12 protein-coding genes are annotated in these 11,537 nt (G+C 71.9%); 7 read left to right on the top strand and 5 right to left on the bottom strand.

Features of this window, described 5'->3' with window-relative positions; genetic code table 11:
• Positions 1-15: 15 nt before the first annotated feature.
• Entirely contained in the window at positions 16-885 is an 870-nt protein-coding gene (locus IH26_RS0127195) for an alpha/beta fold hydrolase (RefSeq protein WP_030439081.1), read from the top strand.
• A gap of 13 nt (positions 886-898) precedes the next feature.
• On the opposite strand, the gene IH26_RS0127190 is transcribed toward IH26_RS0127195, so the two are convergent.
• Complete coding sequence (locus IH26_RS0127190) at positions 899-1,285, bottom strand: VOC family protein (RefSeq protein ID WP_030439080.1); 387 nt, start codon at positions 1,283-1,285, stop codon at positions 899-901.
• An 89-nt stretch (positions 1,286-1,374) separates the two neighbouring features.
• On the opposite strand from IH26_RS0127190, the gene IH26_RS0127185 reads away from it, so the two are divergent.
• Both IH26_RS0127185 and IH26_RS63140 read left to right on the top strand, forming a co-directional pair.
• Positions 1,375-2,064, top strand: a complete 690-nt coding sequence (locus tag IH26_RS0127185; protein ID WP_030439079.1) for a DJ-1/PfpI family protein — start codon at positions 1,375-1,377, stop codon at positions 2,062-2,064.
• Positions 2,061-2,591 (top strand): hypothetical protein, encoded by a 531-nt coding sequence (locus IH26_RS63140; RefSeq protein WP_245665534.1) that lies wholly within the window; start codon positions 2,061-2,063, stop codon positions 2,589-2,591. The genes IH26_RS0127185 and IH26_RS63140 overlap by 4 nt, the downstream gene beginning before the upstream one ends.
• Before the next feature lie 152 nt (positions 2,592-2,743).
• Here IH26_RS63140 and IH26_RS0127175 read toward each other — a convergent pair whose 3' ends face one another.
• The gene (locus tag IH26_RS0127175; RefSeq protein ID WP_030439077.1) at positions 2,744-4,165 is read right to left on the bottom strand and encodes an MFS transporter; all 1,422 of its coding nucleotides are present in this window, start codon (positions 4,163-4,165) and stop codon (positions 2,744-2,746) included.
• Between the two features lie 68 nt (positions 4,166-4,233).
• On the opposite strand from IH26_RS0127175, the gene IH26_RS0127170 reads away from it, so the two are divergent.
• Positions 4,234-4,806 carry a TetR/AcrR family transcriptional regulator gene (locus IH26_RS0127170; protein WP_342668308.1) on the top strand — a complete coding sequence of 191 codons (573 nt, stop codon included), beginning with the start codon at positions 4,234-4,236 and terminating at the stop codon, positions 4,804-4,806.
• 18 nt (positions 4,807-4,824) lie between these two features.
• Here IH26_RS0127170 and IH26_RS0127165 read toward each other — a convergent pair whose 3' ends face one another.
• Entirely contained in the window at positions 4,825-5,856 is a 1,032-nt protein-coding gene (locus IH26_RS0127165; RefSeq protein ID WP_030439075.1) for a Gfo/Idh/MocA family protein, read from the bottom strand.
• Positions 5,857-5,950: 94 nt separating this feature from the next.
• On the bottom strand, positions 5,951-7,420 hold the full coding sequence (locus tag IH26_RS0127160; protein WP_030439074.1) for a GGDEF domain-containing protein: 1,470 nt from the start codon (positions 7,418-7,420) through the stop codon (positions 5,951-5,953).
• A gap of 114 nt (positions 7,421-7,534) precedes the next feature.
• On the opposite strand from IH26_RS0127160, the gene IH26_RS0127155 reads away from it, so the two are divergent.
• Positions 7,535-8,359: a methyltransferase domain-containing protein gene (locus IH26_RS0127155; protein ID WP_030439073.1), complete on the top strand. Its 825-nt coding sequence runs from the start codon at positions 7,535-7,537 to the stop codon at positions 8,357-8,359.
• 124 nt (positions 8,360-8,483) lie between these two features.
• Here the strand turns inward: IH26_RS0127155 and IH26_RS0127150 are convergent, their stop codons facing one another.
• Positions 8,484-9,146, bottom strand: coding sequence for a YqeB family protein (locus tag IH26_RS0127150; protein ID WP_051808540.1), 663 nt, complete (start codon positions 9,144-9,146; stop codon positions 8,484-8,486).
• Between the two features lie 108 nt (positions 9,147-9,254).
• On the opposite strand from IH26_RS0127150, the gene IH26_RS56170 reads away from it, so the two are divergent.
• Together IH26_RS56170 and IH26_RS0127140 are read left to right on the top strand one after the other, a co-directional pair.
• The gene (locus IH26_RS56170; RefSeq protein WP_084599095.1) at positions 9,255-10,745 is read left to right on the top strand and encodes a sensor histidine kinase; all 1,491 of its coding nucleotides are present in this window, start codon (positions 9,255-9,257) and stop codon (positions 10,743-10,745) included.
• Complete coding sequence (locus IH26_RS0127140) at positions 10,724-11,464, top strand: response regulator transcription factor (protein ID WP_084599094.1); 741 nt, start codon at positions 10,724-10,726, stop codon at positions 11,462-11,464. The genes IH26_RS56170 and IH26_RS0127140 overlap by 22 nt, the downstream gene beginning before the upstream one ends.
• Positions 11,465-11,537: the final 73 nt, after the last annotated feature.

Here is an 11,537-nt window from a genome sequence, read left to right as displayed (position 1 = left end):
CGGTAGGTTCGGTGCATGGAGCATCTGATCCTGCCGGACGGCCGGGTCCTCGAATACCTCGTCGAGGGCCCGGCCACCGCGATTCCGCTGGTCCTGCACCACGGCACCCCGTCGGGCACGGTCCGGTACGCCCCCGTCGTCGACGCGGTCCTGGCCGGCGGCTTCCGTTTCGTGCAGGCGAGCCGGCCCGGCTACGCGAGCTCCACCCCGCGCCCCGGCCGGCGGGTGGCCGACGTGGCCGCCGACACCGCCGCGCTGATGGACGCCCTGGACGCGCCGGCGTTCGTCACCGTCGGCTGGTCCGGCGGCGGCCCGCACGCTCTGGCCTGCGCCGCCCTGCTCCCTGGGCGCTGTCGCGCGGCGGCGACGATCGCCGCGGTCGCGCCGTACGACGCAAAGGGTTTGCATTGGCTTTCCGGCATGGGCGAGGAGAACGTCCAGGAGTTCGGGGCGGCCGTCGCCGGAGCCGAGCAGCTGGACGCGTTCCTGATCCCGGCGGCGGCCGGCATGAGCGAGGTCAAGCCGGCCGACCTGGTCGAGGCGTTCGGCGACCTGATTTCCGAGGTGGACCGGAGGACCCTGGCCGGCGGCCTGGCCGACTACCTGGCGGCGAGCTTCCGCGCGGCGGTCCGGGAGGGCATCGCGGGCTGGCGCGACGACGATCTGGCGTTCGTGGCCGACTGGGGCTTCCGGCTCGAGGAGATCCGGGTGCCGCTCTCGCTGTGGCAGGGCGACCAGGACCGGATGGTGCCGTTCGCGCACGGCGCCTGGCTGGCCGCGCAGTTGCCGACCGCGGAAGCCCATCTGGTGCCCGGCGAGGGCCACCTCTCGCTACTGTCCAACTTCACCACGATCGTCAGCGACCTGCGCCGCTTCGCCTCCTAGCGTCGCTTCGTCGTCACCCGAGCAGGTCCCAGCGGTTGCCGGCGATATCTTCGAAGACCACGACCCGGCCGTACGGTTCGGTGCGCGGCTCGCCCACGAACGTCACGCCGGCGTCGGCCATCCGGCGGTACTGGGCGTCGAAATCGTCCACCCGCAGGAAGAAGCCGACCCGCCCGGCGGTCTGGTCGCCGATCGCGGCCCGCTGGCGGTCGCCGTCGGCCCGGGCCAGCAGGATGCCGGTCCGGCCGCCGGGCGGCCGCACCACGACCCACCTCTTGGGCCGGCCGTCGTTCGTGCTGGACGCCGAGTCCTCGACCAGGTCGAAGCCGAGCACGCCGGTGAAGAAGGCGATCGCCGGGTCGTATTCCGCCACCACGAGGGTCACCAGGTCGATCTCCATCGGCCGAGCGTACGGGTTGGCCAGAATCCGTTGACAGGTGGCATTCCCGCCACTTCCGGTCGGGGACGGGCGTGCCTAGCGTCGCAGGCATGTACGCGCAAATCGTTCTGTTCGACGGCTTCGACCCGCTCGATGTGATCGCCCCGTTCGAGGTGCTCGCCGCTGGCGGGGCGCTCGCCGGGGGTGGGGCGCTCGCCGGGGGTGGGGCGCTCGCCGGGGGTGGGCTCGAGGTCCGGCTGGTGTCCGCCGAGGGGCCGCGCCGGGTGGTGAGCGGCACGCTCGGGCTGGCGCTGGAGGCGACGGCCGGGCTCGACCCGTCGTTGCCGGGTTACGTCGTCGTGCCGGGCGCGTCCGGGCCGATCGAGGGCGACCCGGCCGAGGTCGACACCATCCCGGTCCTGCTCGCCCGGGTCGGCGAGACGGCGTTGCCGGGGCTGATCGCCACGGCGATGGGCCGTCCCGAGGTCACGGTGGCCACGGTGTGCGGTGGTTCGCTGGCGCTGGCGATGGCGGGGCTGTTGGAAGGGCGGACGGCCGTGACCCACGCGCAGGGGCTGGACGTGCTCGACGCCACCGGGGTCACGGTCGTGGACGCCCGAGTGGTCGACGACGGCGACCTGATCACGGCCGGCGGCGTCACGTCCGGGCTCGATCTGGGGCTGTATCTGGTCGAGCGATCGTTCGGGCCGCGGATCGCGCATGCCGTCGAGCGGCTTTTCCAGTACGAGCGCCGGGGGACTGTGTGGCGCGACGCCGGCCTGGCCCCGGTGCCGGCGTGACCGCCCCGGACGGGCCGGGGCCGGGCGGCGCTCCGGGCGGGCCGGGGTCGGGCGGCGCTCCGGGCGGGCTGGGGTCGGCCGGCGCTCCGGGCGGGCCGGGGTCGGGCGGCGCTCCGGGCGGGCTGGGGTCGGGCGGCGCTCCGGACGGGCCGGGCTCGGGCGGCGCTCCGGACGGGGCCGGCTCGGAGGATGGGCCGGGCGGGCTCGGCGTCGCCGGCACCTGGCTGTTGAGCATCGCTACCCCGATCGGCCGGCTGCCGGTCACCGTCGTTCTGACGGAAGAGGCGGGAGCGCTGACCGGCACGGCTACCGGTAAGGACGAGACCGTGCCGCTCCGGGACGTCGTCGCCGTTGCCGAGCGGGGCGGCACGCGCCTGGCGTGGCGGCAGGCGATCTCCCGGCCCCTGCGACTGAATCTCAGCTTCGAAGTCCTGGTCACCGAGGCGACCATGGCCGGTTTCTCCCGGGCCGGGCGCCTGCCACGCTCGACGGTGACCGGCGTCCGTGCGCCCGGGGAGACGCGGTGAGCTTCCCTCGCGCGATGGGCGGACCGCGGTTGCCGTGACCGCAAGGGAACGCACCGGCCGGAAGCGCGTGACGGGGAGTAGGGGAACGCCTCGCCGGGCAGGCGACTCGGGGGCGGCCGCTGCTCGGCGGGGCGGGGTCACTCGTACGATCGCTAGATTTTGACGGGGGTGAGTTCCGGCAGCAGTTCGGGCTCGGACGGGGTTTCGGTGCGGCGGCGGGCGGCCGGGACGAGGAGCGCGACGGCGATGGCGGCCAGCGCGACCACCGACAGGATCAGGAACGACTCGGTGTAGCCGGACTCGGCGGGGAGCCCCGTCGTGGTCAGGTGGCTGGTGATGATCGAGCTGACGATCGCGGTGCCGATGGAGGCACCGATGGTGCGGATGTTGGTGTTCATGCCGGAGGCGGCGCCGGTCTGGTGCATCGGGACGCTCTGCACGATCAGGCTGATCATCGAGGAGTAGACGAGGCCCAGGCCGATGCCGAAGACGCCGCCGGCCAGGGCGACCATCGGCCGGCTGTCGTGCCACATGGCCAGCGAGAAGGCCGAGATCGCGCCCAGGGCGGAGCCGGCCACCAACTGGAGCTTGCTGCTGATCCAGCGGGTCAGCGGGCCGCTCGCCGAGCCGAAGACGGCCATCGTGACCATCATCGGCAGCATCAGCAGGCCGGCCTCGGTGACGCTCGCGCCGAAGCCGTAACCGGACGCGGCCGGCACCTGCATGAGCTGCGGCAGGAACGCGAAGATGCCGAACATCGCCGCGCCGAACAGCAGGCTGACCAGATTGGTGGTCCAGACCGCGGGCAGCCGCATCATCCGCATGTCGATCAGCGGGGTGGCCGAGCGGACCTCGGCGACGAGCCAGGCGACGAGCAGAACCACAGCAAGACCAAGCAATCCGAGCGTACGGGCGGAGCCCCAGCCCCACGTGGTCGCCTTGCTCAGCGGAAGCAACAGCGCGACCAGCCAGCCGGAGAGCAGGACGGCCGCGAGCCAGTTGACCCGGCCGGGGCTGCGCACCGGGGACGCGGGGATGACGAACTTGGCGATCACGCCGACGACGGTCACCACGATCATCGGGATCCAGAACAGCCAGCGCCAGTTGAGCACGCCGACGATCGGGCCGGCCAGGACGATGCCGAGGCCGCTGCCGGTGGCGATGACCGCGGCCATGACGCCGACGGCGGAGGTCACGCGGTGCGCCGGGAACTCGTCGCGGATGATGCCGAACGAGACCGGGAAGATCGCGCCGCCCAGGCCCTGCAGGACGCGGGCGAAGATCAGCACGCCGATGCTGGGGGCGATCGCGGCGACCAGGCAGCCGACGGCGATCGCGGCGAGGGCGACGAGGAGGGCGCGATCCTTACCGATCATGTCGGCGATGCGGCCCATGAGCGGGGTGGCCACCGACGCGGCGAGCAGCCACGCGGTGAGCACCCAGGTGACCGTGCCGGTGTCGGTGTGCAGGTCGTGCTGGATGGTCGGAAGAACCGGCGTCACCAGCGACTGCATCAGCGCGAACGCGGCCGCGGCGGCGGAGAGCACGCCGAAGGTCTGATAAAGTCGAGGCATGCCTCCATATTAGCGGAGGGGTGCCTCCGGTTGGCAAGCTGTTTTGGTTTCGTTCGGGATTTTGTTTGGTGAGGCAGGTCTCCATGACTGAACTGTCCGTCGGCGTGCGGCGGCCGGCCCGGGCCGACGCGCGGCGGAATTTCGACGCGTTGATCGCCGCGGCCCGCGTGGCTTTCGCGGAGAACGGGGCGGATGCGTCGCTGGAAGACATCGCGCGCCGGGCCGGAGTAGGGATCGGCACCTTGTACCGGAATTTTCCGACACGCCAGGATCTGTTCGAGGCGGTCTACGTCTCGGAGATCAACGAACTGGCGGCGGTGGCCTCCTCCGTCGCGGAACTGCCGCCATGGGAGGCGCTCTCGGCCTGGCTCAGCCGTTTTGTCTCGTATGCGGTGACCAAGCGGGCGATCATCGACGCGCTCAACCGGGAGTCAGAGATGTTCGCGGCCTGCCGGAAGGCGATGTACGCGGCGGGGACCCCGCTGTTCGAAAGGGGCCAGGCGGCGGGTGTGGTGCGGAGCGACGTCAGCTTCGACGACGTGCTGCGGATGGTGTCCGGGCTGACGTCGGCGGCGTTCGTGGACGATGCGCAGCGCGAGCGGGTGCTCGCGCTGGCGCTGGACGGGCTGCGGGTCTCCTAGAGCTAGCGCCGTACGTTTCTAGAGCCGTACGGCGGTGCCGCTCTGGGCGCTTTCGCGGGCCGCGTCGAGGACGGTCATGGTGCGCAGGACGTCGGTCGGGTCGACGGGCAGCTTGCCCTCGCCGCGGACGGCCTTCGCGAACGCGGGGTAGTAGGTGTCCCACCGGCCGCGCTCGGTCGGGACCGGGGCGCTGGTCGGGCCGTGGTAGAGCCGGCCCCAGGCGTGCTCGGGCTCGACGCCCCAGCGGTCGCCGAGCGTCTTCGGCGACCGGCCGGCCTTGAGCAAAGCCTCCTGGCCGTCCATGCCGTCGATCCCGTCGACGATGTAGGTGCCGGTGGAGCCGCTGACCCGGAAACGCGGGCCGGGGGCGGCCTGGCGCCAGCTGCCCCACAGGTGCGACTCGACGCCGTTGACGTGGTGCAGGGCCAGGAAGAAGTCGTCGTCCAGGTCGCCGTTGCCGCGGACCTCGGCGTACACGCGGCCGGCCGGCCCGTGCAGCAGCAGCGCCTGGTCGACCAGGTGCGAGCCGAAGTCGAGCAGGGTGCCGCCGCCGGCCGCGGGGACCTTGCGCTCCGGGGCCCAGCGCTCGAACCGCGACTCGAAGCGCCGGATCGTGCCGAGGGCGCCCTCGGCGATCAGCTTCCGTACGGTCAGCAGGTCCGAATCCCACCGCCGGTTCTGGTAGACGCTGAGCAGCACACCCTTCTCGGCGGCGGCCCGCACGACGGCCTGCGCGCTCGGCGCGTCCAGCGTGAACGGCTTGTCGACGACCACGTTGAGCCCGAGCGCGATCGCCTCCGCCGCCACCTCGGCATGCGTAGCGGCCGGCGTGGAGATCGACACGGCCTCGGCCCCCGCCGCGACGAGGGCGGCCAGCGAGTCGAACGCGGCAGCGGTCGGATGCTGCTTGGCAAGCTCGGCGCGGCGCTCCTCGGACCGGGTCACGACCCCGACGAAGTCGACGTTCTCCGCCGACGCCAGCAGCGGGGCGTGAAAGATCCGCCCGCCGGCGCCGTAGCCGACAAGCCCGAACTTGACCGCGTCACTCATTCCGAAGAGATTGCCACAACACCGCTACTCCCGCCGATCAAGGGGGTAGACGGCCTGCGCCTCGTTCGGAGCGGCGCCTTGGCGTCGGCCGTTGTCAGGCCGCCATCGGTTGGGCGGGTGGGAAGGCTTCAATGCGGTTCTTGCCCGCCGCCTTCGCCGCGTACATGGCTATATCTGCCCTCCGGGTCAGCTCGGTTACGGTGATGCCGGGCTCGGCCATGGCGATGCCGATGCTCCCGCCGACGGTCACGGTGGCGACGGACAGCGTGACCGGCGCGGCCAGCGCGGCGCAAAGCTGTTCGGCGATCCGCTCGGCGTCGGAAGGATCGGCGAGGTCGGTCAACAGCACCGCGAACTCGTCGCCGCCGAGCCGCCCCGCCAGGCCGCGGCCGGCCGTCACCGCGCTCATCCGCCCGGCGACCTGGACGAGAAGCTCGTCGCCGGCCGCATGCCCGTAGCAGTCGTTGACCTGTTTGAAGTCGTCCAGGTCGACGTTGAGCACGGCCGTCTTCCTGCCGGCGGCGAGCGCCCGGCCGACGGCGCCGAGGAACTTCGCCCGGGTCGGAAGCTCGGTCAGGTGATCGTGGTGAGCGCGGTGCTCCAGGTCGGCGTGCGCCTGACAACCCTTCTCGGCCAGGATGACCTGGTGCGACAGGTTCCGCAGCGCGTCCAGCACCTCGGGCCTGAGCCGCTGACGGCCGGCGACGGCGATGAACACCTCGGCCGCCGCGGGGTCGGCGCCCAGCGAGTCCAGCTGCCACACCTTGAAGCCCGGCGCCAACGCGGCGAGCACCCGGTGATCGGTGACGACCTCCAGACCCAGCACCCGGCCCCGGATCTCCGGCGGCACGCCGACCACGGTGGTCGCCTCGAAGCCGCCGGGCGCCCGGCGCAGCACGATCAGCGCGGTGCCGGGCGAGAGAGCGACCACCTCGTCGGCCGTCTTGCGGCCGATGCCACGAATCTGTTCGGCGTCGGTGACGCCCAGCATCGCGACGCCGGCCCGGGCGAGCAACGACTCCCGGGCGACGGCCCGCTCCTGCCGCTGGAGGGAAAGGTAGATCCCGCGGGTCAACACGGACATCAGCAGCACCTGCGGCAGCACGCCGAGGACGGTCGCGGAGTTCCAGTGCATGACCCGGTCACCGGAGAGCGGCGAAATCGCGTTCGCCGCCGGGATGCTGACCATCGCACCCGCCGCCCGAACCAGCCACAGCGGCGTCGAGCCGTACAACGACATGACAATCATCGAGGACATCGCGAGCGCGATAGTGGCGACCGGGTCCTCGAGGCCCGCGCCGCCGATGATGATCAGCAGCGGCAACGGCACGGCAGTCCACCAGCTCGACCGGCCGCGCAGGTAGGTGCCGAGCAGGATCAGGAACATGACGAGGAGGGACGCGGAGGCGAGCCGGAGATACCCCGGGGACCGCAACGCGTTGCCCAGCTGCGGGAACTCGGTGAGCAGGGCCGCGCTCGCGACGACCATGGCGACCAGCCGGGTCCGGTCGAGGCTGCTCTCCGGGATCGCCGCCCGCCGCAGCCATCTCCTGCTCAGCCTCACCGCGATTTCTTCGGCCGCGCGATGTCGTACTTGAGCGGGCGAGCGGTGATCCTTCCTGTCGGATGCGTGACCTCGGCCAGCGAAAAGTACGGCGGGTGGGTAAACATGTGCCCCATGAAACCCGGGCAGATGGAACGCACCCCCTTCGCTGACCTCGACAGTCAGCCCAGCGAGATGACCGCCATGCTGCTCGCCGCGCTCGAGGCGATGGGCCGCCACCCCGAGATCCGCCGGGTACGGCAGACCGCCTGGCAGGCGCTGCGCCCACAGCCGGGGGAGCGCTTGCTGGACGCCGGCTCGGGCGCGGGCGACGTGGCGCGATGGCTCGCCACCAAGGTCGGCCCGATGGGCGAAGTCGTGGCCCTGGACTACTCGGCCGCCACCATCGCCGCCGCCGTGGAGCGGCACGACGGCAGCAATGTCCGCTACATGACCGGCGACGTCTCGGCGATGAGCCTGCCCACCGACAGCTTCGACGGGGTCTGGTGCGAGCGGGTCCTCCAACACGTCGACGATGCCGACGTCGCGCTCGCCGAACTGATCCGCGTGACCCGCCCCGGCGGCCGCCTCTGCCTGGTCGACACCGACTGGGACTCGCTGGCCTTCGACGGCGTCCCGGCCCGGCTCGCCGGGACGATCGTGGCCCACATGCACGGCAAGCTCACCCCGATGCAGCGCGACATGGGCCGCACGCTCCGCCGCCGGCTCATCCGTGCGCGCCTCTCCGACGTGACCGCCACCCCGGTGACCTGTGTCTTCGGCGACCCGGCCTCGGCCGCGGTGGTGCTGCCCATGGTCAACCCGATGGTCCCCGAGGAAGCATGGACCACCCCCGGCGGCGTACGAGACGAATGGTTCACCTACGTCGACGCGGCCGGCGCCCGGGGCGACTTCCTCGCCCTCCTGACGATCTGGGTAGTGACCGGCACGGTCGACTGACCGCCCCACCCATGAACCGCCGCGCCCGCCCCACGCGGCCGCCCGCTCCACGACTCGGCCGAGCTCGACCGCACGCCGGCCGTTGTCGGCGGCTACTTCCTCGGCGGGCCGAGGTTCGCGCGGGTCAGCCATCGGCCTGGCGCCAATACTGTCGTCTGCGATCGTCACGGACGACGTAGCCCAAACGGCCCAGCTCGGCCCGGAGCTCGCGTTTGTCGCCGTCGTCGCCGGACTGCAGGGCCTTCTGCCGGGCGGCGAGCAGGGCATGCGCCGTGGCCGGAAGCTCAGGCAGGCCGGGCACCCAGCGCCGGTATGAGGCGAGGTAGGGATCCTGATCGGCCCAGGCGATGCCGCAATCGGTGAAAGCGTGACCCAACCGCGCGGTGGACAGATGGGAAGGCTCGCGGGCGACTTCGCGACCGGTCGGGCCGAGCAGCACCAGCTCGTCGCGGTCGGGAAAGGCGACGGCGACCTCGGCCCGTGGCACGGCGACGGCCGAACCGGGGCGGGACAGCGCCACCTCGCCCGCGGTGATCCGCACGGTCAGCGACTCGCGGTCGACCAGGGCGGCCAGGACCGCGCCCAGCAGCACGCCCATTGCCACGACGACGATCGTGGCGGCGGGCTCGGGCAGCCCGCGCACCAGGCGCAGCGGACCGGGCAACGGCAGCCACCCGGCCAGCCGCACCACCAAGAAGAGCAGTGCGGCGCCGGCCAGCGGCAGACCCAGCCAGGTCAGCACGCGGACCCACCATGGGGTCGGCACGGTCGTCATCGGTTCGAGCACGGATCGAGTCTTCGCCGTGGACGGCTTGCCGCGATACCGACCGAAGTCGATAGTCCGTAGACCAAAGTAGACTGCCCATCGAGCCGCGCCGCCGGTAACTTCGGGGCCATGGCACGACGAAGCGCACGCAGCTGGCTGCTGGAGGTCTCTCTCGCAGTCGTTGCCACGCTGCTCGGGCTCTTCTTCGTGTCGCAGTCGGTGGGGAAGGGCGATGGTGCGCCGTTGCCCCTCGAGGCAGCCACGGGTGTGTTGTCCTTCGCCGGTCTGGTGCTTTTCCGGCGCAGCCACCCGGTCGGGCTGACCCTCGGGCTCATCCCGTTCGGCATCCTGCTGGGCATGCCGATGGGCGCCACCCCGATCGCGCTGTTCTCGGTGGCGCTGCACCGGCCGGCTCGGGTCACCATCGCGCTCGCCGGCCTGCACGCCGCGTGCGTGGCGACGGTCTACGGACTGGCGCTGGGATTGACCCGGACGTATTACGAGTCCGTCGCGTTCCTTGTGCTGTTGCACGTCAGTTTGGTCGCGGTGGCCATGGTGGTGCGCGCGCAGCGTCAGTTGCTGGCCGCGTGGGCCGAGCGGGCGCGGCAGGCCGAGGAGGGTCAGCGGCTGCGTATCGAGCAGGCCCGGCTCGCCGAGCGGGAGCGGATCGCTCGCGAGATGCACGATGTGCTCGCGCACCGCGTCTCGCTGCTGGCACTGCACGCAGGCGCACTCGAGGTCCGGCGGGACGCCTCGGCGGAGGAGCGTGAGGCGGCGGGCGTCATCCGGCAGGGCGCGTACGACGCGTTGGAAGATCTGCGGATGCTCCTGGGCATGCTGCGAGCCCCGGCGGAGGACCGTCCGCAGCCGACACTTGACGACGTGCCCGAGTTGGTCGAGCGGTCACGATTGGCCGGTGCCGACATCTGCTTCACCATGACCGGCCTGCAGCGCGACGTCGGGCAGGTGGCGGCGATCCGCGCGGCCGGCCTCGACCCCCGCCGCGCCGGCGAGCGGCCCGACGGAGACGAAGACGAGAACGAGCGGGACGACTACGACGACGAGGACACTGACGGTGTTGAGAGCCGCGACACCCTCGGTTGGCATGACAGCCACGGCGACCGCGGCTGGCATGACGGCGGCGAACCCCGTGGCTGGCATGACGGCGGCGAAGCGCGTGGCTGGCATGAGAGCCACGGCGACGGCGATTGGCCCGGCGGCCGCGATATCGCCGACATCGGCTACGGCGTGGAGGACGTCGACGGCGAGGACGATGGTGCCGGGGAGGACGTCGATGTGCCGGATCAGACCGGGCGGCACGCTTATCGGATCATTCAGGAGGCGCTGACCAACGCGCTCAAGCACGCGCCCGGCGCGCCCGTGCGGGTCAACGTCGACATTGTGTGGCTTCGCGGGCTGGACGTCCGCGTCGACAACGACCTTGTGTGGGAGGGGACGCACGGCCATCGGCGTGGCAACCACGCCGAGCCGATTCCCGGGGCCGGGGCGGGGCTGGCCGGGCTGCGGGAACGCGTTCAGCTGGTCGGCGGTCGGCTGGAGCATGGGCCGACGCCGACGGGGGAGTTCAACGTTCGGGCGTGGCTGCCATGGCAGACGTGACATCGGGCGGCGAGCCGCTGCCACGGCCGGCGTCGCAGGCGGCGGCGCCGGTGCGGTCGGCCGGGTCGTCGCCGCCGGTTCGGGTGCTCATTGTTGATGATGATGCGCTGGTGCGGTCGGGGCTCTCGATGATGTTGGGCTCGTTCGATGAGTTGGAGGTCGTCGGGGCCATCTCGGACGGGACCGAGGTGGCGGCGGCCGTCAACACCTATCGGCCGCAGGTGGTGCTCATGGACATTCGGATGCCGGGGATGGATGGGCTTTCGGCCACCGAGGCGCTGCGGCGGCGGCCGGACGCGCCGGAGGTCATCGTGTTGACCACGTTTGACACGCATGAGCATGTGCGGCGGGCCATGCGGGTGGGGGCCAGCGGGTTTCTGTTGAAGCATGAGCCGCCTCGGGATATCGCGCTGGCGGTTTGCCGGGCCGCGGCCGGGGAGCCGATGTTCACGTCGTCGGTGCTGCGGCAGGTGATGGAGCTGGCGGGGGCGGAGACCACCGACCCGGAGCGGGAGCGGGCTCGAGTGGCGTTGAGGCGGCTCAGCCCGGGCGAGCGGGATGTTGCCCGGCTGATCGGGATCGGGCACACCAACCAGGAGATCGCGTCCGAGTTGCGGGTGAGTACGGCGACCGTGAAGGCCTACGTGACGCGCATCTTCACGAAGCTCGAGCTCACCAACCGCACTCAGGTGGCCATCCTGGTCCACGACGCCGGCTGACCGGCCCGCCGGACCGGCGCGACCGCTTGGGCTTGGACGCCGGGTGGGAGGGGGCGAGCCGGGGGCTGTTCGT

Source organism: Actinoplanes subtropicus, assembly GCF_000721705.1.
In the GTDB taxonomy this organism is placed as follows: Bacteria; Actinomycetota; Actinomycetes; order Mycobacteriales; family Micromonosporaceae; genus Actinoplanes; species Actinoplanes subtropicus.
The sequence above is the reverse complement of the archived record's forward strand: the minus strand, read 5'-3'. Positions and strand labels throughout refer to the sequence as shown.

Excerpts from the sequence above, each read along its gene's own strand:
- IH26_RS0127195 (WP_030439081.1), top strand. The coding sequence starts at position 16 with ATGGAGCATCTGATCCTGCCGGACGGCCGGGTCCTCGAATACCTCGTC.
- IH26_RS0127190 (WP_030439080.1), bottom strand. The coding sequence starts at position 1,285 with ATGGAGATCGACCTGGTGACCCTCGTGGTGGCGGAATACGACCCGGCG.
- IH26_RS0127185 (WP_030439079.1), top strand. The coding sequence starts at position 1,375 with ATGTACGCGCAAATCGTTCTGTTCGACGGCTTCGACCCGCTCGATGTG.
- IH26_RS0127175 (WP_030439077.1), bottom strand. The coding sequence starts at position 4,165 with ATGCCTCGACTTTATCAGACCTTCGGCGTGCTCTCCGCCGCCGCGGCC.
- IH26_RS0127165 (WP_030439075.1), bottom strand. The coding sequence starts at position 5,856 with ATGAGTGACGCGGTCAAGTTCGGGCTTGTCGGCTACGGCGCCGGCGGG.
- IH26_RS0127155 (WP_030439073.1), top strand. The coding sequence starts at position 7,535 with ATGAAACCCGGGCAGATGGAACGCACCCCCTTCGCTGACCTCGACAGT.
- IH26_RS56170 (WP_084599095.1), top strand. The coding sequence starts at position 9,255 with ATGGCACGACGAAGCGCACGCAGCTGGCTGCTGGAGGTCTCTCTCGCA.